Origin of the sequence: Asanoa sp. NPDC049573 (genome assembly GCF_040676615.1) — a bacterium.
Taxonomy (GTDB): Bacteria; Actinomycetota; Actinomycetes; order Mycobacteriales; family Micromonosporaceae; genus Asanoa.
In genome coordinates this window covers 52921-72968 of the sequence record NZ_JBFAPI010000008.1, presented here as the reverse complement: position 1 = coordinate 72968, position 20048 = coordinate 52921, and the positions used below count along the sequence as shown (strand labels likewise).

Annotated in this window: 19 protein-coding genes and 1 pseudogene; 12 read left to right on the top strand and 8 right to left on the bottom strand. The window is 72.8% G+C overall.

Annotated features, from left to right (window positions below):
* The first annotated feature begins 20 nt into the window (after nucleotides 1-20).
* On the top strand, nucleotides 21-791 hold the full coding sequence (locus AB0J74_RS19620) for an ABC transporter ATP-binding protein (RefSeq protein ID WP_363449769.1): 771 nt from the start codon (nucleotides 21-23) through the stop codon (nucleotides 789-791).
* Between the two features lie 2 nt (nucleotides 792-793).
* The gene (locus AB0J74_RS19615) at nucleotides 794-2686 is read left to right on the top strand and encodes an ABC transporter permease (RefSeq protein ID WP_363449767.1); all 1893 of its coding nucleotides are present in this window, start codon (nucleotides 794-796) and stop codon (nucleotides 2684-2686) included.
* A gap of 3 nt (nucleotides 2687-2689) precedes the next feature.
* Here the strand turns inward: AB0J74_RS19615 and AB0J74_RS19610 are convergent, their stop codons facing one another.
* Nucleotides 2690-5101 (bottom strand): helicase-associated domain-containing protein, encoded by a 2412-nt coding sequence (locus tag AB0J74_RS19610; protein WP_363449765.1) that lies wholly within the window; start codon nucleotides 5099-5101, stop codon nucleotides 2690-2692.
* 83 nt (nucleotides 5102-5184) lie between these two features.
* Between AB0J74_RS19610 and AB0J74_RS19605 the strand changes: the two genes are divergently transcribed.
* Both AB0J74_RS19605 and AB0J74_RS19600 read left to right on the top strand, forming a co-directional pair.
* Nucleotides 5185-5802: an HAD hydrolase-like protein gene (locus AB0J74_RS19605; protein ID WP_363450222.1), complete on the top strand. Its 618-nt coding sequence runs from the start codon at nucleotides 5185-5187 to the stop codon at nucleotides 5800-5802.
* 42 nt (nucleotides 5803-5844) lie between these two features.
* A complete protein-coding gene (locus AB0J74_RS19600) occupies nucleotides 5845-6231 on the top strand; it encodes a cold shock domain-containing protein (protein WP_363449763.1) in 387 nt (128 codons plus the stop codon).
* On the opposite strand, the gene AB0J74_RS19595 is transcribed toward AB0J74_RS19600, so the two are convergent.
* Genes AB0J74_RS19595 through AB0J74_RS19585 form a run of 3 tightly spaced genes read right to left on the bottom strand, consistent with a single transcriptional unit; the run spans nucleotide 6192 to nucleotide 9471 of the window.
* The gene (locus tag AB0J74_RS19595; RefSeq protein ID WP_363449761.1) at nucleotides 6192-7025 is read right to left on the bottom strand and encodes a 1,4-dihydroxy-6-naphthoate synthase; all 834 of its coding nucleotides are present in this window, start codon (nucleotides 7023-7025) and stop codon (nucleotides 6192-6194) included. The two genes, AB0J74_RS19600 and AB0J74_RS19595, sit on opposite strands and share 40 nt — an antisense overlap.
* Nucleotides 7026-7030: 5 nt before the next feature.
* Nucleotides 7031-7660: a futalosine hydrolase gene (locus tag AB0J74_RS19590; protein WP_363450220.1), complete on the bottom strand. Its 630-nt coding sequence runs from the start codon at nucleotides 7658-7660 to the stop codon at nucleotides 7031-7033.
* Complete coding sequence (locus tag AB0J74_RS19585) at nucleotides 7657-9471, bottom strand: MFS transporter (protein WP_363449759.1); 1815 nt, start codon at nucleotides 9469-9471, stop codon at nucleotides 7657-7659. Before AB0J74_RS19585 ends, AB0J74_RS19590 begins: the two co-directional genes overlap by 4 nt.
* Nucleotides 9472-9515: 44 nt before the next feature.
* Between AB0J74_RS19585 and AB0J74_RS19580 the strand changes: the two genes are divergently transcribed.
* Nucleotides 9516-10289 carry a DUF3027 domain-containing protein gene (locus tag AB0J74_RS19580; protein WP_363449757.1) on the top strand — a complete coding sequence of 258 codons (774 nt, stop codon included), beginning with the start codon at nucleotides 9516-9518 and terminating at the stop codon, nucleotides 10287-10289.
* Here AB0J74_RS19580 and AB0J74_RS19575 read toward each other — a convergent pair.
* Nucleotides 10253-10480, bottom strand: a complete 228-nt coding sequence (locus tag AB0J74_RS19575) for a DUF2530 domain-containing protein (RefSeq protein WP_363450218.1) — start codon at nucleotides 10478-10480, stop codon at nucleotides 10253-10255. The genes AB0J74_RS19580 and AB0J74_RS19575 overlap by 37 nt on opposite strands.
* 137 nt (nucleotides 10481-10617) lie before the next feature.
* Between AB0J74_RS19575 and AB0J74_RS19570 the strand changes: the two genes are divergently transcribed.
* From AB0J74_RS19570 to AB0J74_RS19540, 7 genes and pseudogenes are all read left to right on the top strand, one after another.
* On the top strand, nucleotides 10618-12093 hold the full coding sequence (locus tag AB0J74_RS19570) for an NCS2 family permease (RefSeq protein WP_363449755.1): 1476 nt from the start codon (nucleotides 10618-10620) through the stop codon (nucleotides 12091-12093).
* Between the two features lie 61 nt (nucleotides 12094-12154).
* Nucleotides 12155-12604 carry a MarR family transcriptional regulator gene (locus tag AB0J74_RS19565; RefSeq protein WP_363449753.1) on the top strand — a complete coding sequence of 150 codons (450 nt, stop codon included), beginning with the start codon at nucleotides 12155-12157 and terminating at the stop codon, nucleotides 12602-12604.
* 68 nt (nucleotides 12605-12672) lie between these two features.
* Nucleotides 12673-13935, top strand: a pseudogene (locus AB0J74_RS19560) (MFS transporter); the annotation flags it as partial.
* A gap of 149 nt (nucleotides 13936-14084) precedes the next feature.
* Nucleotides 14085-14831, top strand: a complete 747-nt coding sequence (locus AB0J74_RS19555) for a maleylpyruvate isomerase family mycothiol-dependent enzyme (protein WP_363449751.1) — start codon at nucleotides 14085-14087, stop codon at nucleotides 14829-14831.
* A gap of 104 nt (nucleotides 14832-14935) precedes the next feature.
* Complete coding sequence (locus tag AB0J74_RS19550) at nucleotides 14936-15427, top strand: hypothetical protein (RefSeq protein WP_363450215.1); 492 nt, start codon at nucleotides 14936-14938, stop codon at nucleotides 15425-15427.
* Nucleotides 15424-16008, top strand: coding sequence for an RNA 2',3'-cyclic phosphodiesterase (gene thpR, locus AB0J74_RS19545; RefSeq protein WP_363449749.1), 585 nt, complete (start codon nucleotides 15424-15426; stop codon nucleotides 16006-16008). Before AB0J74_RS19550 ends, thpR begins: the two co-directional genes overlap by 4 nt.
* Before the next feature lie 11 nt (nucleotides 16009-16019).
* Nucleotides 16020-16412: an FxLYD domain-containing protein gene (locus tag AB0J74_RS19540; RefSeq protein ID WP_363449747.1), complete on the top strand. Its 393-nt coding sequence runs from the start codon at nucleotides 16020-16022 to the stop codon at nucleotides 16410-16412.
* Nucleotides 16413-16680: 268 nt separating this feature from the next.
* Here the strand turns inward: AB0J74_RS19540 and AB0J74_RS19535 are convergent, their stop codons facing one another.
* The 3 genes from AB0J74_RS19535 to serC form a co-directional block, all read right to left on the bottom strand.
* Complete coding sequence (locus AB0J74_RS19535) at nucleotides 16681-17667, bottom strand: aldo/keto reductase (protein WP_363449745.1); 987 nt, start codon at nucleotides 17665-17667, stop codon at nucleotides 16681-16683.
* 37 nt (nucleotides 17668-17704) lie between these two features.
* On the bottom strand, nucleotides 17705-18724 hold the full coding sequence (gene sepH, locus AB0J74_RS19530) for a septation protein SepH (protein WP_363449743.1): 1020 nt from the start codon (nucleotides 18722-18724) through the stop codon (nucleotides 17705-17707).
* Nucleotides 18725-18843: 119 nt separating this feature from the next.
* Nucleotides 18844-19971, bottom strand: coding sequence for a phosphoserine transaminase (serC, locus tag AB0J74_RS19525; RefSeq protein WP_363449741.1), 1128 nt, complete (start codon nucleotides 19969-19971; stop codon nucleotides 18844-18846).
* Nucleotides 19972-20048: the final 77 nt, after the last annotated feature.

Sequence of the window (20048 nt, the reverse complement as noted above, 5' to 3'; positions counted from 1 at the left end):
GCGACGGGTGCAATGAGTAGGTGGAGACGCAGGCGACGCACCGGCCGCTGGACGCGCCGGGAACGACCCCATCAGCGGTCGAACTACACGGGGTGACCCGGGTGTACGGGGCGCGAACCGCGACCGTGCGCGCACTGGACAATGTGAACATCGGCTTCCCGACCGGCTCGTGGACGGCGGTGATGGGCCCGTCCGGTTCCGGCAAGTCGACGCTGCTGCACTGCGCCGCCGGCCTGGAACGGGTCACCGACGGCCGGGTGCTGGTCGCCGGGCAGGACATCACCGACGCGACCGACGCCGAGTTGACCAAGCTGCGCCGGCGGGTGTTGGGCTTCGTCTTCCAGAGCTTCAACCTCATCGGGTCGCTCACCGCCGAGCAGAACGTGGCCATGCCGCTGCGACTCGCCGGGCAGCGGCCGCCCCGCAAGGTGGTGCGCGAGGTGCTCGCTTCGGTCGGCCTGGCCGACCGGGCCCGGCACCGTCCAGCCGAGCTGTCGGGCGGCCAGCAGCAGCGGGTGGCGATCGCCCGCGCGATGGTCACCCGGCCGGCCGTGCTCTTCGCCGACGAGCCGACCGGCGCGCTCGACACCAAGTCGGCCCGCACCGTGCTGCGGATGCTGCGCGGGATGGTCGAGACCAGCGGGCAGACGATCGTCATGGTCACCCACGACCCGGCCGCCGCCGCGGCCGCCGACCAGGTGGTCTTCCTCGGCGACGGGCGAGTGGTGGACCGGCTGGAGCGGCCGACCACCCGGGCGGTCGCCGACCGGCTCGCGCGCTGGGAGGAATAGCCATGCTGCGGATGTCGTGGAGCACCTTCCGGGACCGCTGGCAGGTCTTCGTCGGCGCCATCATCAGCGTCTGCCTCGGCGTCGCGCTGGTGCAGTCGTCACTGCTCACCCTGGTGTCGGCCGCCACCGCGAAGGTGCCGCCAGGGCTGCCACCCGAACAGGAACGGGCCATTCGCGACGGGTACGTCGGCGCGATCTCCCTGCTCGGCATGACGCTCGGCCTGGCCGTCTTCGTCGCCATCTTCGTGGTGAGCTCGACGTTCGCGTTCACCGTGGCGCAGCGCCGCCGTGACCTGGCGCTGCTCCGGATGACCGGGGCGGCCCGTGGCCAGATCCGCACGCTGCTGGTGGGTGAGGCGCTGCTGCTCGGCGTCCTCGGCTCCGCCTTCGGCGCGCTGCTCGGCCTGCCGGTCATGCGGCTGCAGGGCGCGATGCTCGACCGGTTCGGCTTCGTGCCGGCCGGCTTCACCGGCCAGTGGCGGGAGTGGATTCTCGGCGTCTCCGCCGGCGTCGGCATCGGCGTCGCCGTGCTGGGGGTGTTGGCGGCCTCCCGGCGGGCCGGCAAGGTGCGCCCGCTCGAAGCGCTCCGGGACGTCGGCGGCGCGGGCCGGGTGATGACCGCGTCCCGCTGGGTGTTCGGCGTCATCTTCCTCGCCGGCAGCATCGCGATGCTGAGCGTGGTGGCGGCGGTCGGTGGCGAGGCGGCCCTGCCGCTGTCTATCTGCGCGTCGTTCACCCTGGTCACCGCGTTCGCGGCGTTCGCACCACTGATCGTGCCGCTGGTGGCGCTGCCGTTCGGGCTGGTCTTCCGCGGCCGGCTGGGCGTGCTGGCGCACGCCAACCTGCGCACCGGCGTGCGGCGCAGCGCGTCAACGGCGGCACCGATCATGGTGCTGGTGGCGTTCGTCGTCGGGATGGCCGGCACCACCGGGACGATCACCGAGGCCGGCCGGCAGGAGATCAGCCGCGACCTGCGCGCCGACCTGGTGCTCACGACGGACCGGCCGGTGCGCGACCAGGTGGCCGCCCTGCCCGGCGTCGAGGCCGTCTCCGAGGAGGGGCAGGTCAGCTTCGACATCGGCGAGGACGACGGCGAAGACGGCCTGGAATTCGAGGGGACGACCGGCCTGGCCATCGATCCCGCCGGATACACCGCGACACATCGGATGGTGGCGACCGCCGGCAACCTCGCCGACCTGCGCGGTGCGACGGTCGCGATCAGCCCGAGTGAGAGCGGCGGCTGGCGGATCGGCGACATGATGCCGGTGCACATGGACGGCGGCCCGCAGCAGTTGCGAGTGGTCGCGCTGCTGCCGGAGACGGTTTCCGGCCCCTACATCCTGCTCCCGGCCGACCTCATGCGCGCTGGCCCGCGGCAGTACGTCATCCAGGCCGCCGATCCGACCGCGGTCGCCACCGGGCTCGCCGGGCTCGGGCAGGTCATGACCACCACGCAGTGGGTCGACGCCTACACCGACGACCAGCAGCAGATGAGCACCAACATCATGATCGCGTTGCTCGGCATGGCGATGGTCTACACGCTGATCGCGATGGTGAACGCCGTCGTGATCGCCGCGTCGGACCGCCGGGCCGAGTTCGCCGCCGCCCGGGTCACCGGCCTGACCAGAGGCCAGGTGGTCGGCGCCGCGCTCGCGGAGTCGATGGGCGTGGTCGCGATCGGTGTGCTGCTCGGCATCCTGGCCGCGGCTGGCACGCTGGCCGGGATGGCCGCCGCCGTGCGCGACATGATCGGCGTCAGCGTCGCCAGCGTGCCGTGGGCGCTGGGCAGCGCCGTGGTCGCGGTCGCGGTGGTCGTGGTCGCGACGGCCAGCGTGCTGACGACGCTGTCGGCCACCCGTACCCCCGCGATCCGGCTGGTCGCCGCGAAGGAGTAGGGCTCAGTCGAGCACGGCGGCGCTGATCCGGTGCAGGGCGAAGGTGTGCAGCATCTCGGTGCGCTCGTCTTCGGCGCGCAGGTAGCCGGCGCCGATCGAGACCGGGCGGACCAGGCGGGACGTCGTCGAGCCGTGCGCGTCGACGTAGCCGACCCAGACCAGTGCCTTGTCGCGAATCGCCTGCTGGAGCACGGCCAGCGCCTGGGTATGCGTCTGCACCGCGACCGGGCCGCTGCCGTTGCCCGGTCGCACGGCGGCCGGCGCTCGGCGGGACGCCCGGACCGCCGCGTCGCCGCGCCGGATCTGCTCGACGATGCCGAGCAGCCGCGGCTGGGTCAGCTGCACCCCGGCGATCGCGTCGACGGCGCCCGCCGCGCCCAACCGGGCCAGCCCGCTGCTGCGGGCGGGCGCGCGACGGACCCGGACCCGGCCGCGCACGGTCGCGCCGGTGGCGTCTTCCGGCACCGGCGCGTAGCCGGCCTCCCGCAACTCCTGCAGCAGCCGCCCGCTGGCCAGCGGGGTGACCAGCACGGTCGGTGCCAGCTTGCGCAGCGTCAGACCGGAGAGCCGGCGGTCGGCGAGCACCTCGGCGATCAGCGCCTCGTCTTCGCTGCGCAGGTAGGACCCGGTGCTGCCGACCCGCAGGCCGCCGTGCCGGCGGGCCACGTCGTCGATCAGGTAGGTCAGCGCCTGCGGCACCGGGGTGCGCGACCGGCGGCGGAACAGCGCGTGCAGGTCGTCGGCCGCGTAGCCGGTGTCGAGCGCGTGCCGCACGGCCTCCGGCGTCACCCGGTAGACGCTCGCGCCGCCGGCCGACTCCGGCTCGGCGACGACCTCGAGCTCGGACGCGAGTTCCGGCTCCGGCGGACCGGGCACGACCACGCTCAGGTCGGCCTGGAGCAGGAAGTGGTCGACCGGGGCGGGCAGCAGGGCGTCGAGCACCTTGACCGCGGTCGGCGGGTCGTCGGGTGCGCGGACGCCCTCGGCGCGGGTGCCGAGCGGGTCGGCGGCGGCTCGCTGGTCGTGGCCGAGTTCGGCGGCGTCGTCGGCCAGCAGCGCCCGGCCCTGCGCGGTCAGCGCGCCCAGACCGGTGACGCCGAGCAGCGCCGCCTCGGTGAGCACCTCGCGGTAGGTGCCCTCCCGGCCGCGGGTGCGCCGCGGCGCCTCCCAGTCGAGCAGGGCGAGCAACTCGTCGGGCGTCGGCGCCACGCCGGGCGACTGCGCGCCCAGGAGGGCCAGCACCGTGCGCCGGGTGGCCGGCGCGCCGGAGCGCTCGACCTCGGGCGCCAGCACGGTGATCGGGCGGTCCCGCTCGTCGCGCTGGCCGACCAGGCCGGGCTGGCGGGTCATGGTCAGCCACGCGGCCGCCAGGTCGGTCCAGCGGCGGGCGATCGACGAGGCCCGCCAGGCGTCGAAGCGTGCGGTGGGCAGCACCTGGGTTTCCGGCGCCGGTCGGCCGATCGGCGCGGCGTGCGCGTCGGCCTCGCCGGCCAGGCCCGCGGCGTAGGCCGCCTCCAGCAGGGTCGCGGCGGCGGCCTCCTCGAGCCCGGCCGCGCGGGCCAGCCGGCGCAACTCGCGGACGCCCAGGCCGCCCGAGCGCAGCACGGTCGCGGGCTCGGCCTCCAGGGCCAGCAGCAGCGACTCGGCGTGCCGGACCGCGTCCATCGCCTGGCCGGCGCCGGCGGAGTCGACGGCCTTCGGCTCGCGGGCCGCCGCGTCGAGCCCGGGCGGCGCCGGGTGCACCGGGCCGAGCGGGCCGGTGTCGCGGCGCAGCAGCAGGCCGACCTCGCGCGGCAGCTCGAAACCGAGGTTGGGCACCGGCACGAGCAGGGCGTTGTCGACCAGCCAGCGCACCGGCGAGCCGGCGTCCCCACCGCCGGCCAGCGTGCCGACCGGCGGGCCGGCCGCGAGCCGGTCGAGCACCGCCCGGGCCGGCGGCGGGGCCGCGAGTACCGTGCGGCGCAGCCGGGCCGGATCGGCGACGAGTTCGGCCGCGGCCGGGTCGAGCAGGTCGGCGGGCCGGCCGAGACCGGCGGGGTAGGGGCTGGAAACCTCGTCGACGCCGGTCGCGACGGACAGGGCGTGCTCCGGGCCGTAGAGGACAAACCGGGCGCGCAGGCGGCCGATGGCCGCTCGGACGGCGTCGTGGTCGGCCGCGGTGGCCAGCGCGAAGATCGCTTCGAGGCTGGTGGTGCCGGACTGGCCCCGGCTGAGCCGGGCCGCATCGAGGATCTCCAGCGTGAACCGGTCGAAACCGTCGAGGACCCGGGCGATCGACATCCGCGACTGGGCACGCAGCGCCAGCGCGGACAGGTCGGACGGCACCGGGACGACCAGATCCGGACGCATGCGCAGCAACGCCGCGAGCGTCTCGTCTGGCAGCGACCGCAGGTGGTCGACGAGCATGGTGGTCATCGTCTACCCACGCTATACGCCCGACCACCCGGCCAGAGCGCGAGCGACCATCCGCCCCAGCGTGTGCGACCATCGGGCCCGTGATCACCTCGCTGGCCGTCGGCTTCGACTTCGACATGACCCTGGCCGATACCCGCCCCGGGATCGCCGCCGCTTTCCGGCAGCTGACCGCGGTCACCGGCACCTATGTGGACGAGCAGGCCGCCATTTCCCGGCTCGGCCCGCCGTTGCGGACCGAGCTGGCCCACTGGTTCCCGCCCGAGCAGATCGAGTCGGCGGTCACCACCTACCGGCAGATCTACGTCGACTACGCGATCACACCGACCGTGTTGCTGCCCGGAGCCCGGGAGGCCGTCGACGCCGTCCGGGAGCAGGGCGGCCGTGTGGTGGTCGTCACCTCGAAACTCGGCCGGCTCGCCGAGTTGCACCTGCGGCACCTCGGCCTCACCGTCGACGCGGTCGCCGGCGACCTGTTCGCCGAGGGCAAGGCGGCGGCGCTGACCGAGCACGGCTGCGGGGTCTACGTCGGCGACCACGTCGCCGACATGGTCGCGGCGCGGACCGCCGGCGTGCCGGGTGTCGGCGTCACGACCGGCCCGTGCTCGGCCGACGACCTCGAGACGGCGGGCGCCCACCTGGTTCTGCCCGACCTCCGCGAATTCCCGGCGGCGCTTCCTGGGTTGGTCCGGCTAGCCTTGTGAGGTCAACAAGTCCACAGCAGGACGAGATTCAGTGAGGTTGCAGTGCCGACCGGTCGAGTGAAGTGGTTCGACGCGACCAAGGGATACGGGTTCGTCACCAGTGACGAGGGTGGCGACGTGTTCCTGCCCAAGGGCGCGCTGCCCGCCGGCGTCACCGACCTCAAGGGCGGTCAACGGATCGAGTTCGGCGTCGTCGACAGCCGCAAGGGTGCGCAGGCGCTCGGCGTCAAGCTGATCGAGGCGCCACCGTCGGTGTCGGAGTTGCGCCGCCGGCCCGCCGACGAACTGCACGGCATGGTCGAAGACATGATCAAGGTGCTCGAGGCCCGGGTCCAGCCCGACCTGCGCCGGGGCCGGTTCCCCGACAAGAAGACCGCGCAGCAGGTCGCTCAGCTCGTCCACGCGGTGGCGCGCGAGTTCGAGGTCTGAGGGACGAGCCCCGCCACCGCGGCGCGGCCGAGGAGTGCGTCGATCGCCTCGCGGCCCTCGTCGCCTAGGTCCTCGGTGAACTCGTTGACGTAGAGGGCGATGTGCTGGTCGACGACCGACTGCTCCATCTCCTGGGCGTGCGCGAGCACGTAGTCGCGGCTGGCGGCCGGATCGGCCCAGGCCCGGCGCACCGACTCGCGCACCCAGGCGGTCGCCTGCGCCGGGTCGACGGTGCCGCGCTTGGCCAGGATCGCGCCGAGCGGGATCGGCAGCCCGGTGTCGCCCTCCCACCACTCGCCGAGGTCGACCAGGGCGGTCAGGCCGTGCCGTGGGTAGGTGAACCGGGCCTCGTGGATCACCAGCCCGGCGTCGTAGCGACCGGCCGCGACCGCCGGCATGATCTCGTGGAACGGCACGACGTCGATGGCCGCCGGCCGCTGCCCCTGCGCCCAGAGCCGGAAGAGCAGGTAGGCGGTCGTGCGGTCGCCGGGCACCGCGACCCGGGCCCCGTCGAGGTCGCGCGGGCCGTTTTGGCGGGTCAGCACCAGCGGGCCGCAGCCGCGACCGAGCGCGCCGCCGCAGGGCAGCAGCTCGTAGTCGTCGAGCAGCCACGGCAGCGCCGCGTAGCTCACCTTGACCAGGTCGAACGTGCCCTGCTCGGCAGCCGTGTTGGTCACGTCGACGTCGGCGAAGGTCACCTCCACCGGCGGCGCACCGGGCACCAGCCCGTGTGCGAGGGCGTGGAACACGAACGTGTCGTTGGGGCACGGCGAGAAAGCCAGCGAGAGGGCCATGCCCTTCACGCTAACCCCACGGCCCCCGCGGCCTCGGTGAGGGCGGCCAGCGCGGCCGGGATCCGCCAGGCGGCCCGGTCGCGTGGACCGACCACGTTGGAAATCGTTCTGACCTCGGCGAACGGCAGGCCGGCGGCGGCGCATCCCACGCCGTAGCCCTCCATCCCCTCGGCCACCGCGTCGGGAAACCGGGCGATGAGCGCGGCGGTCGTCGCGGCCGTGCCCGTGACGGTGCTCACGGACAGCACGGTGCCCGCGGCCGCGTCGGGCAGCGCCGCGCGCAGCCTCGCGACCAGGCCGGCGTCGCCGTCGACCCGGGCCGTGCCGAACCCGAGGTCGTCGATCGGCAGGAACCCGTCGGGGCTCTCCGCGCCCAGGTCGGCCGCGATGCTGCGGGTGGCGATGGCGGTGCCGCCGACCTCCACGCGGCCGGCGAACCCCCCGCCGATACCCATCACGACCACGCCGGCGTACGGGCGGTCGCCCGCTTCGGCCCGCGCGAGGAGTCGGGCGGTGCCGGCGGCGGCCGCGGCCGGACCGACACCGACGGCGGCCACGGTGAGCCGGCCGTCGAGCCCGGCCCGGACCGCCTCGGCCTCGGCTTCGACGGCCGTCACCACGAGCAGGTCGGTCACGCCGGCGGCCCGGCGGTGTCGCGCCACGGGTCTTCGCCGGGCCCGTCGACCGCCGCACTGGGCCGGTAGACGTGGTAGCCCGGCGGTGCGACCGCGGTCTGCTGTGTGGTGTCGCCCTCGGCCGGGTCGACGGCTGGCATCGGCAGCGTGCGCTTGGTCTGGTCGACCTTCGCCCGCCGCCACCAGCGGCGTCCCGACCGGCGGAACTCGGCGGTGGCCGCGGGTTCGGCAGCCGAGCCGGGCCGCGCGTTCCCGCCGGTGGCCGGACCCGGCCGTGCCGACCCGTCGGTGGCCGGGCCGGGCCACGGTGGCGCGTGAGTGGCTGGGCCTGGCCATGGCGGCCCGCCAGTGGCCGGGCGGGGCCGCGGTGGCGCGTCGGCGGCCGGTCGCCGGGCGGTGTCGGTCGGCTGCGCACCGGCGCGGGCCGACTCGTCGATCGTCTCGTCGGCGCCCACGTCGAAGCGGCCGTGCAGGCGTTCCTTGCGCAGCTTGCTGGCGACCAGCACGGTGCGGAGCGCGGCCAGTGCGGCGACGCCGGCCAGCAGGCCGATGCCGAGCCGGCCGCTGACCGGGATAAGCCCGAGGCCGCCGCCGGCCACGAAGGCCAGCATCAGCACGGTCTCGGAGTGGGCGAACGCGCTGGCCCGCATCCGCTCCGGGACCCGTTCCTGGATCGTCGCGTCGTTGGAGAGCTTGGCGATGCCGCTCATGGTCGCGGTGACCAGGCAGAGCAGCGCGACCATGCCGAGCGAGAAGCCGATCGTGGTCAGCACCGCCACGCCCGCGGTGATGATCAGGCCGGCCGACTGCAGCGCCACCGGCCGGTGAATCCGCAGCCGGGTGCCGACCGCGGTGGCCAGGAAGGTGCCCACGCCGAGCGCGGCACCCATGATGCTCAGCGCCATCGCGTCGCTGAACGAGCGGCCGAACAGCGTGGTGTCGAGATAGCCGCCCTTGACCGCGAACGCCAGGAAGAGCAGCAGGAAACCGTAGAACGCCCGGAGCGTGGCACTGCCGACCAGCGCCGCGACCACCAGCCGGCCGGACAGCGGCCGGTCGCCGTTGCGGCCGAACGCACCGAAGATCACGGCTATCGGCCGGGGGACGGTCTCGGGCGGGTCGGAGTCGGCCCGGGGCGGCAGCCGCAGCGAGATCACCATGCCGACCAGGAAGATGACCGCCGCGATGCGCAGCGGCCAGGCCGGGCCGATCGCGAAGGCGCCGACCCCGATCGGCGCGGCTATCGCGCCGGCGACGGTGCCGTAGATGCTCGCGCGGGCACCCGCCTGGGACAGGCCGAGGCCCTCGGGCAGCAGCCGGGGGACGGCCGCCGACCTGGCCACCCCGTAGGCCCGGGAGAGGGCCAGCACCCCGAAGGCCGCCGGGTAGAGCGCGTAGGAGTTGAAGTTGTCGGCGATCGCCCAGACCAGGAAGGCCCGGCCGAGGAAGGTCGCCGCCAGGGCCCAGCGCCGGCCGTGCCGGAAGTGGTCGAGCAGCGGGCCGACCACGGGGGCCAGCAGGGCGAACGGGACCATCGTTATGAACAGGTAGAGAGCGACCTTGGCGCGGGCCTCGCCGAGCGGCACGTCGAAGAAGATGGTGCCGGCGAGCCCGATGGTGATCAGGGTGTCGCCGGCACAGGAGGCCGCGTGCAGGTCGAACAGGCGCATCATGCCGGTTTCGCCGCGGGCGCCCTTCGAGCGGGCGGTGCCGACGCCGCGCCGGACGCCCCGGCTGACCAGGCGGCCACCCTTGACCGTGGTGCCGATGAAACGGCCGAGCGTCGACCCGGTGCGACGTATCAACGGCATGGAGCCATCCTCTCCCATCCCGCTGTCGCGGGCCCACACGCGTAGTGAAGAATGTCTGGGTGACCAGGAGTGCGGCAGTGCGATCCGCGAAGCTCGACCAGGTCTGCGCCGCGGCCGTAGACCTCGCGAGGTCGGCGGTCACCGAGGTCGACCCTTCGGAGGTCGGCCCCCACCTCGACGTGGTCGCCGAGGGCGAGCGACTGGTCACTCACTACTTTGCCTGCGAGACGCCCGGTTACCGAGGGTGGCGCTGGGCGGTCACAGTGACCCGCGTCTCGCGCAGCAAGCACGTGACCATCTGCGAGACGGTGCTGCTGCCCGGCACCGACGCGCTCCTCGCCCAGAGCTGGGTGCCCTGGCAAGACCGGCTGCAGCCGGGCGACCTGGGCGTCGGCGACCTGCTGCTGACGCCGCCCGACGACGACCGCCTGGTGCCGGGCTACACGCTCGCGGGCGACCCGGCCGTCGACGAGGTGACCTGGGAGCTGGGCCTCGGCCGCGTCCGGGTGATGTCGAAGGAAGGGCGCGAGGAGACCGCGCAGCGGTGGTACGACGGCGACCACGGCCCCGACGCGGCCATCGCGACGGCCGCGCCGAAGACGGCACGCTGCGTCACCTGCGGCTTCTACCTGCCGCTGGCCGGTGCGATGCGCCAGGCGTTCGGGGTCTGCGGCAACATGTTCGCGCCCGACGACGGCCGCGCGGTCAGCGTCGACCACGGTTGCGGCGCGCACTCCGAGGCGCTGGCCGACAACGCGCCGGCCGAGGAACTGCCGACCGTCTACGACGACGGCGAAGTCGAGTCGGTCGAAGACTGAACGGGTGCGGCCAGCCGGCGCCGGCGACGGTTGGCGTCGTGCCTGATCATGACCGCCAGGCCGGGGAATCCGAGTAGGAATCCGGCCAGGCAGGTCCACAGCCAGTTTTCGCGTCCGTCGCGGAAAAAGGCGAGCACCACCAGCCCGACGACCGCCCAGACGACGATGCCACCCACCGCGAACGGCGTCATCGGTGGGTCGAGCGGTGCCACCCGAGGTTGTTGCCGCTGCTCAGCCACTCGAAAAGGGTAACCAGGAAGATCTTTCGGTGAAACACCGGCTGTGGCAGGATGCCCCCGTCAATCGATGATCTCCGTGGGGAGCCGGCATGACCGAGGCACCGACCACACAGCGGGCCACCAGCTCAGGCCGCCCGGAGAGTGGGTTCGACCGCTACTTCTCGATCAGCGCCCGCGGGTCGACGATCGGCCGGGAAGTGCGCGGCGGTTTCGCGACGTTCTTCACGATGGCCTACATCGTCGTGCTCAACCCGCTGATCCTGGGCAGCGCCAGCGACGCGACCGGCGCGCATCTCGCGATCGCGGCCATCGCGGCCGCCACCGCCCTGGTCGCCGGCGTGATGACGATCCTGATGGGTGTCGTCGCCCGCTTCCCGCTGGCGCTGGCCGCCGGCCTCGGCGTCAACGCGATGGTCGCCTACGAGATCGCGCCGCAGATGACCTGGGCCGACGCGATGGGCCTGGTCGTCATCGAGGGCCTGCTGATCACCGTGCTGGTGCTCACCGGCCTGCGGGAGAGCATCTTCCGCGCCGTGCCGACCCAGCTCAAGGCCGCGATCGGGGTCGGCATCGGCCTGTTCCTGACGATCATCGGGCTGGTCGACTCGGGCTTCGTGCGCCGGATCCCGGACGCCGCCGGCACCACCGTGCCGGTCGGGCTCGGCATCAACGGCCGGCTGGTCAGCTGGCCCGCGCTGGTGTTCGTGTTCGCGCTGCTGCTGACCATCGTCTTGTTCGTGCGCCGGGTCCGGGGCGCGATCCTGATCGGCATCCTGTCGGCGACCGTGCTGGCGGTGATCGTCGAGGCGATCGGCAACATCGGCCCGTCGTTCGTCGACGGCAAGCCCGTGCCGACCGGGTGGTCGCTCAACGTACCGACGCTGCCCGACAAGATCTTCGACCTGCCCGACCTGTCGCTGCTCGGCAAGTTCAACATCTTCGACTCCTGGTCGCGCGCCGGCTGGCTGATCGTCCTGATGTTCGTCTTCACCCTGTTGATCACGGACTTCTTCGACACGATGGGCACGATGGTCGCGGTCGGCCAGGAGGGCGACCTGCTCGACTCGAGCGGCATGCCGCCCCGTACCCGGGAGATCCTGCTCGTCGACTCGGTCGCGGCCGCCGCCGGCGGCGCGGCGAGCGTCTCCAGCAACACCTCGTTCATCGAGAGCGCGTCGGGTGTCGCCGAGGGCGCCCGGACCGGCGTGGCCAACCTGGTCACCGGCGGCCTCTTCCTGCTCGCGATGTTCGTCGCACCGCTGGTCACGGTGGTGCCGTTCGAGGCGGCGTCGGGCGCGCTGGTGATCGTCGGTTTCCTGATGATGACGGCCGTGCGCAGCATCGACTGGACCGACTACGAGATCGCGGTGCCGGCGTTCCTGACGATCGTGCTGATGCCGTTCACTTACTCGATCTCCAACGGGATCGGGGCCGGGATCATCGCGTACGCCCTGGTCAAGCTCGCCCGGGGGAAGGCAAGGGAGGTTCACCCGCTGTTGTACGCCGTCGCGGCGCTGTTCGTGGTCTACTTCCTCCGTGGCCCGATCGAGACGTTGATCTCCTAGCAGGGTGACCGCGGCCATAACCGCTGGTTGTTAGCCGGGCTCATTAGTTAAGCTAAGGATCGTGACGGAGCGGACGGTGACGGCGAAGCGTGTCTCGGTGGCGCAACTCGCGTCATCGCTGCGCGACGCGATCACCCGGTTCAACCGGCGGGTCAGGCAGACCCGCCCCGTCGGCGATCTCACGGTCACCCAGCTCTCCGCCCTGACCAGCCTTCAGCTGGCGGGCGCGCTGTCACCCCGTGAGCTCGCCGATGTCGAACGCGTCCAGCCGCCGACGATGACCAAGATCGTCGCAAAGCTGGAGGAGCGCGGGCTGGTGCAACGCACCCCGCACCCGACCGACGGGCGCCAGGTCATCCTGGCCGCCACCGAGGCGGGGCGGGCGATCCTTGCCCAGCACGAGCGGGCCCGCGATGAATGGCTGGCCCCTCGACTCGCCGCGCTGACCCCGGAGGAGCGAGACACGCTCCGACGGGCGGCGGAGATCCTGCAGAAGGTCGCGCGCGCCTGAGGCCGCGCCGCTTCGTCCTTTGTGGATGACGCATACCTTCCGCGTATCTCCGAGGAGGCGCAGCACCCTTGCGGGCCAGGCTCAACACCACGTTCCAGTCCCTCCAGGTGAGGAACTACCGGCTCTTCGCGCTCGGTCAGCTGGTGAAGCTGATCGGCGTGTGGATGATGTTCACTACGCAGGACTGGCTGGTGTTCCAGTTGGGCGGCACGGCCGCTCAGCTCGGGATCGTCACGGCGCTGCAGTTCACGCCGGTGCTGGTGCTGACCTTGCTCTCCGGCCGGCTCGCCGACCGCTACGACAAGCGCAAGATCCTCTTCGTCGCCAACTTCGCCTGGACCACGCTTTGCGTGCTGTTCAGCATCCTGGTCGTGAGCGGCGCCGCACAGCTCTGGCACGTCTACGTGTTCGCCACCCTGCTCGGCGTGGCCAGCGCTGTCGAGACGCCGGTGCGCCAGTCGTTCGTGTCGGAGCTGGTCGAGACCCGGCTGCTGCCCAACGCGCTCGGCCTGTCCGCCGCCACCTTCAACAGCGCGCGGGTGGTCGGCCCCTCGCTGGCCGGCCTGGCGATCGCGCTGTTCGACGTCGGCCCGGTGTTCGTGCTCAGCGCCGTGCTCGCGGTCGCTCCGCTGGTCTGCCTGTTCCGGATGCGCCCGGCCGAGCTCTACCGCTCCGAGCTGGCCCCGGCCGCCACGCGCGAGCCGGCCAAGGTGGTCGACGGCCTGCGCTACGTCTGGCGGCGGCCGGACCTGATGCTCCCCATGGTGCTGATGAGCGTCCTCGCGTTCACGCTGTTCAACTTCCCGGTCACGCTCCAGGCGCTGGCCAAGACCGGCTTCCACACCGGCGCGGCCTCGTTCGGCCTGTTCACCACCGCGGTCGGGCTGGGCGCGCTGGTCGGCGCGCTGGTCGGCGGCACCCGGCGGGCCCGGCCCTCGGTCTACACGGTGCTGACCTCGGCCATGGTGTTCAGCGCGTTCGGCATCCTGGTCGGCATCCTGCCGGTGTACTGGTTGGTGGTCGCGGCGCTCGTACCCACCGGGTTCTTCATGGTCCTGTTCGCGCAGGCGGCCAACCAGCGGGTGCAGCTCGGCACCGACGCCGCCTACCGCGGCCGGGTGATGGCCCTCTGGGTGCTGGTCTTCATGGGCGTCAACCCGGTCTCCGGGCCGCTGGTCGGCTGGTTCGCCGACCGTTACGGCGCCGGCGCCGCGATCTGGCTCGGCGGTGCGGCCGCCCTGGTCGCGACCACGGTGGCCCTGGCCGCCCAGCTCCGGCACAGCGGCAACCGGCTGCGGATGCACCTGCGCCCGGTGCCCCGCTTCCGGATCGTGCCGGCCGCGGGCGCCGTGCCGCGGGCCGTGCTGGCCGTGGGTGCCGTGCCGGCCGCGGTGCCGGCCGGGTCGGTTGCCGAACGGGTCTGACCCGTGGCGGCGCTGCGGGTGCGCCCACGTCGTACCGATCTGATTTGCTGTCCGACATGACGCGCGACGTATTCCTCCGATGTCTCGACGCCGACTTCCGCGACCTGCGTGCGGCGGCCGTCGACCTGTCGGCACCGGTGCCGTCCTGTCCGGGCTGGACGGTCGACGACCTGGCCGGCCACGTCGCCCAGGTCTACCTGCACAAGGTCGAGACGATGCGGCGCGGTGCCCTGCCCAAGCCGTGGCCGCCGGAGCCGACCGGCGAGAAGACGCTGGCCCTGCTCGACCGGGCTTATGTGGAGTTGGTCGCCGAGTTCGCCGACCGACCCGACGACCAGCCCTGCCCGACCTGGTATGAGCCCGACCAGACGGTCGGCTTCTGGGTTCGCCGGATGGCACAGGAGACGGTGATCCACCGGGTCGACGCCGAGTTGGCCGCCGGCTTCCCGATCTCGCCTATCGCGGCCGAGTTGGCCGACGACGGCATCGCCGAGGTGCTCGAGGTCTTCCTGTCCTACGCCACCCGGCAGTGGCCCGAAGACTTCGGCGACCTGTTGCGCGCCAACGGCAACCGGGCGGTCCTGGTCAGTGCCGGCGGCGCCCGCTGGCTGGTCCGGCTCGACCACGGCAGTGTCGAGATCGCACCCGACACCGCCGGGCAGGCGGTGGCGCAGGTCTCCGGCGGTCCCCATGACGTGCTGTTGTGGCTCTGGCGGCGGGTGGGTGACAGCGCGGTCCGTGTGGAGGGTGACACGACCGCGGTGGCCCGGCTGCGCGCGCTCCTGGAGGCCGCCACGCAGTGATCAAAACGAATGGCGTACGCACCCGAAATGGCCGGTCGGTGCACCAAATGAAACCCAAATCGGTGGCGGTCGCTGCCGGAGCCGCATAGCGTCGAAGAGTGGCGATCCCGCACACACTCGTGCTGGCGGTGGCGATTCTGACGCTGCTCTGTCTGCCTGCCATCGTCGCCGCGATCGTCTGTGCCGACGAGCTGATCGAGCGCGCGGCCCGGGCCATGCATCAGGCCAGGCTGAGCCGGCGCGAGCGCCGGGCGATCAGCCGGCTCGACCGTTCGATCGGGCCGACCGTCGAGGTCGCGTTGGTCGCACCCGACGACCACGAACGTCCAACCATTGAGCAGATCGCCGCCGACCTGCACCGGCTGGGCCAGCAGCGGCTCGGCGTGGCGCAGCGGTCGCAGGTCTGGCAGACGGCGGTGCTGCGCGCCTACGACGAGCAACTCCGGTTGGCGAGTGCCTGCCTGGGCGTGACGCAACACCTGAGCGAGTTGGTCGGTGTCGACCTGGAGATCGAGCGGGTCCGGGTCGAGGGCGAGTTGCAGGCCCGCGGCATGACGCTGCCGACGGCCGGGGCCGAGCGCCGCGAGCAGCGGTGAGGTTGTTCGTCGCCGCCTACCCGCCGGCGGGCGCGGTGGCCGATCTGGCGGCCTTCGTCTCCGGGCTGCGGGTCGGCCGGGCGGCGGCCGCGGGCGTCAACACCCGCCTCGCCCGGCCCGAGACCTATCACCTGACCCTGGCCTTCCTGGGCGAGGTCGCCGACGAGCGGCTCGCCGACGTCGAGGTGGCGGTCGGCCGGGCCGTCGACCGGGTCCCGCCGCCGGTGCCCGAGGTGGCCCTGGCCGGTGGCGGGCGCTTCGGCCGCGGCGCGTTCACGCTGATGTGGGTCGGCGTCACCGGCGACCTCGACCCGATGCGCGCGCTGCACAAGGGCCTCCGCCGCGAGTTGAAGCGGGCCCGGCTGCCCTACGACGAGCGCCCATGGAAACCACACCTGACCCTGGCGCGGCCGGGCGACCGACTGCCGCGGGCCGAGGTCGACGCCGACCGGGCCGCGCTCAACGACTACGAAGGTCCACGGTGGCCGGTGCGCGAGTTGGTGCTGATGCGCAGCCAGCTGGGACCGAACCCAACGTACGAACGCCTGACGAACTGGCTCCTGGCGGGTAGTTTGCGGTAGTGACGTCCGTTATGCCCCCTTCGCCCCGCCCGGCGAAGCAGAACTTCTGGACCACCTGGCCCGGCGCGGCGACCCTCGCCGTCATCCTCGCGCTGCTGGCGGTCAGCGTCTGGTCCGGCGCCCGGGAGAGCCGCGCCCGCACGGCGAAGATGCTCGTCGAGGTGACCTCATGCGACTTCGCCGGCAGGACCGCCAAGGTCGGCCTGACCGTGCACAACAGCGGCACCACCGCGCGATCGGCTCAGGTAGCGATCGAGTTCCGCGACGCGGCCGGGACCCGAATCGACACGGCGTCGGCAACGGCCCGCGAGGTCGCACCCGGCGACACGGTCACTCTCGAGGAGAGCACCCTGCTCGACGTGCCCACCGAATCCGGCACCTGCCACGTCGCGACGGTCCGCTAGCCCCGCTCGCTCGCGGCATGGCCGCGATCCGTCGTGGGTCCGGGTCGTGTTGGTCGGCTGGCCGCCTGGCCTGGCGGCGGTCCGTCGTAGGACCGGGCCGTGGTGTCGGCCGGCCACCTGCGGCGGTCCGTCGTGGGTCCGGGTCGTGTTGGTTGACTGGTCAGGCGTGGCCGCGCACCATCGTGGGCGGCCCGTGTGGACCGCCTGCGCTTGCGGCGTGGCCGCGGTCTGGAATGCACCGGACCGCGGCCTTTCCGCCAACGCCGCCTTACCAGGCCCAGGCCTCCGGGCCCGGCCCGCCCTGGCCGACCGGTGGGAAGAGTTCGTCGAGGCGGCCGAGGGTGGCCTTGTCGAACTCGACCTCCAGCGCGCCGAGGGCCGAGTCGAGTTGGTCCATCGTGCGTGGGCCGATGATCGGGGCGGTCACGCCCGGGCGGGAGAGCAGCCAGGCCAGCGCCACGTTGGTCGGCTCGTGGCCCAGGTCGGCGCTGAGCTTCTCGTAGGCCTCGATGGTCTCGCGGTGAGCCGCCAGGCCGTCGGCCGAGCGGCCCTTGGTGCCGCGGGACCCCTGGCCCGAGGCCATCTTGCGCAGGACGCCGCTGAGCAGCCCGCCGTGCAGTGGCGACCAGGGGATGATGCCGATCCCGTATTCGAGGGCGGCCGGTACGACCTCCAACTCGATGTGGCGGGTCAGCAGGTTGTAGATCGACTGCTCCGACACCAGGCCGAGGAAGTGCCGGCGGGCCGCCGACTCCTGGGCCCGGGCCAGGTGCCAACCGGCGAAGTTCGACGATCCGACGTAGACCACCTTGCCCTGCGCGACCAGCGTCTCCATCGCCTGCCAGATCTCCTCCCACGGCGTTTCCCGGGAGACGTGGTGCATCTGGTAGAGGTCGATCGTCTCGGTCTGCAGCCGGCGCAGCGAGTCTTCGCAGGCCCGGATGATGTGCCGGGCCGACAGGCCGCGCTCGTTGGGCCAGTCGCCCATCCGGCCGAACACCTTGGTGGCCAGCACGACCTTCTCGCGGCGGCCGCCGCCCTGGGCCAGCCAGCGGCCGACGATCTGCTCGGTGACGCCTTCGCCAAGCTTCCAGCCGTAGACGTTGGCGGTGTCGAAGAAGTTGATGCCGTGCTCGAGCGCGCGGTCCATGATCGCGAAGCTGTCGGCCTCGCTGGTCTCCGGACCGAAGTTCATGGTGCCGAGGCAGAGCCGGCTCACCGACAGGCCGGTGCGGCCCAGGTTCGTGTATTCCATGACCCTCACCCTGCCACCGGTCAGGGTGAGCCGAAAGTCAGGAGCTTTCCCGCTGCGGCGCGCTGCCGAACAGCACGTCGTCCCAACTGGGCAGGCGCTTGCGCGGCTTGCCGCTCGGGTCGTTCTGCTCGGAGCCGCCGCCGTTGCCGGTGTTGCGGCGCGGGCGCAGGACGGCGAGCGACGGCACGGCCGGCACCTCCTTGGGGAGGTCGGCGTCGTCGTCGAAGGCCGAACCGCTGGAGCCGAGCAGCGCCGCGGCACCGCCGCGCCGGGGCTCGGACGCGCCGCTGTCGAGGCCGCGGCCGGGTGGCGTGAGCGGGCGGTCGAGCGACGCCAGCAGCGCGTCGCGGCCGGCGCGGATCGCGTCGCGCGGTGCGCGCGACTCGGCCGGCGCCGACGGCAGGCCGTGGCCGCCGCGGCTGGGCTCGGACCGGGACAAGCCCCGTTCGGGTGTCACCGGCTCTTGGCCGAGCAGCGGCTGCGGGCGCTCGGTGCACAGGTATTGGGCCATGTCGTCGTGTGGGGAGACGACCTGGCGGGCCCGGTCGAGATCCCACATCGCCTGCGCGGTGGCCTTGCCCGACGGCCAGGTGGCGACGATCCGCCAGGTGCCGTCGTCGCGCCGGTATGCGTCCCAGGAGATCTTCTCGGCGTCGATGCCGTGCTGGGCCAGCCGGGCGTCGACCACCTCGGCGAGCGGGGCGCCCTTCTCGGAGGTCTTCAACCGCGTGCGGCGGGCGTGCTGCGCCAGCATGGCGCGCTCCTGGAGCACCGGGCCGGCGTAGCGGAGCACCCGGTCGACCGGAACGCCGGCGATGCGGGCGACGTCGTCGGCCGACTCGCCGCTGCGGATGCGGGACTGGATGTCGCGCGGTGACAGCGACGGGGGCTGGTCACCGAAATGGCCGGCGCCGCTGACCGCACCCGCGGCCGCGTCACCGTGGAGGACGCCGTTGAGCCGGTCGTCGAGAGGCAGCGCCAGGAGCCGGCCCACCTCGTCGGCGAGCACCATGGCCTGGCCGTCCTCGGAGAGGGCGACGAAGCGTACTGGCCGCATCGCGTTGCCTCCGTCCCGCAGAGCTGGCCAACGATCCCGACCAGAGTCGGGACCCACACGGTAGCCCATTAGCACCCCGGCGCACCTGTTGGCACGCCGGGGTGTCGGGCGGCAAAACGTTAGAGGCGCTCGAGAACGTAGTCGATAGAGGCGGTCAGCGCCTCGACGTCGGACGGCTCGATGGCCGGGAACAGCGCCACCCGCAGCTGGTTGCGGCCCAGCTTGCGGTAGGGCTCGGTGTCGACGATGCCGTTGGCGCGCAACGCCTTGGCGACCGCCGACGCGTCGACCTCGTCGACGAAGTCGATGGTGGCGACCACGTTGGAGCGCAGGCCCGGGTCTGACACGAACGGGGTGGCCACGCTGGACCGCTCGGCCCAGCCGTAGATCACTCCGGCGCTCTCCTCGGTGCGCTTGGCCGCCCAGGACAGGCCGCCCTGCGCGTTCATCCAGTCGGTCTGCTCGGCGGCCAGGAAGATGGTCGCGAGCGCCGGCGTGTTGTAGGTCTGCTCGAGCCGCGAGTTCTCCACCGCGGTCATCAGGTCGAGGAACGCCGGGATGTAGCGGCCGGATGCCTTGACCTCGGCGGCCCGGGCCAGCGCGGCCGGCGACATGAGCGCGATCCACAGGCCGCCGTCGGAGCCGAACGCCTTCTGCGGCGCGAAGTAGTAGACGTCGGTCTCGCGCGGGTCGACCTCGAGCCCACCGGCACCGGAGGTCGCATCGACCAGCAGCAGCGCGCCCGGGTCGGCGCCGGCAACCCGGCGGATCGGCACGGCGACGCCGGTCGAGGTCTCGTTGTGCGGCGTGCCGTAGACGTCGACGCCGGCCTCGGCGACCAGGCCCGGCGCGCTGCCCGGCTCGGCCTTGCGCACGGTCGGGTCGGACAGGAACGGGGCGGCCTTGGCCGAGGCGGCGAACTTGGCGCCGAACTCGCCGAAGCTGGCGAACTGGGCCTTGTCCTGGATCAGGCCGAAGGTGGCGACCTCCCAGAAGGCCGTGGTGCCACCGTTGGAGAGGATCACCTCGTAGCCCTCGGGCAGCGCGAAGAACTGGGCGATCCCCTCGCGGAGCCGCTTGACCTGGTCGCGGACGGTCTTCTGCCGGTGTGACGTGCCCAGGTAGCTGGTCGCGACCTGCTGTAGTGCGGAAACCGCCTCCGGGCGGACCTTGGACGGCCCGCAGCCGAATCGTCCGTCAGCGGGCTTGATCTCGTCGGGAATCCGGATGCCGGTCACGTCTGCCACGAATTGATCCTTAGGTCGCGCACGGGATGGAAAGCCGGCGGCGCTGCCGAACTTTCATACTTCCACCCCAACGACGG

What these genes read in the sequence shown, in the direction of transcription:
- AB0J74_RS19615 (WP_363449767.1), top strand. Translation starts at nt 794, where the DNA reads ATGCTGCGGATGTCGTGGAGCACCTTCCGGGACCGCTGGCAGGTCTTC.
- AB0J74_RS19610 (WP_363449765.1), bottom strand. Translation starts at nt 5,101, where the DNA reads ATGACCACCATGCTCGTCGACCACCTGCGGTCGCTGCCAGACGAGACG.
- AB0J74_RS19595 (WP_363449761.1), bottom strand. Translation starts at nt 7,025, where the DNA reads ATGGCCCTCTCGCTGGCTTTCTCGCCGTGCCCCAACGACACGTTCGTG.
- AB0J74_RS19585 (WP_363449759.1), bottom strand. Translation starts at nt 9,471, where the DNA reads ATGCCGTTGATACGTCGCACCGGGTCGACGCTCGGCCGTTTCATCGGC.
- AB0J74_RS19575 (WP_363450218.1), bottom strand. Translation starts at nt 10,480, where the DNA reads ATGACGCCGTTCGCGGTGGGTGGCATCGTCGTCTGGGCGGTCGTCGGG.
- AB0J74_RS19570 (WP_363449755.1), top strand. Translation starts at nt 10,618, where the DNA reads ATGACCGAGGCACCGACCACACAGCGGGCCACCAGCTCAGGCCGCCCG.
- AB0J74_RS19555 (WP_363449751.1), top strand. Translation starts at nt 14,085, where the DNA reads ATGACGCGCGACGTATTCCTCCGATGTCTCGACGCCGACTTCCGCGAC.
- AB0J74_RS19540 (WP_363449747.1), top strand. Translation starts at nt 16,020, where the DNA reads ATGCCCCCTTCGCCCCGCCCGGCGAAGCAGAACTTCTGGACCACCTGG.
- AB0J74_RS19535 (WP_363449745.1), bottom strand. Translation starts at nt 17,667, where the DNA reads ATGGAATACACGAACCTGGGCCGCACCGGCCTGTCGGTGAGCCGGCTC.
- sepH (WP_363449743.1), bottom strand. Translation starts at nt 18,724, where the DNA reads ATGCGGCCAGTACGCTTCGTCGCCCTCTCCGAGGACGGCCAGGCCATG.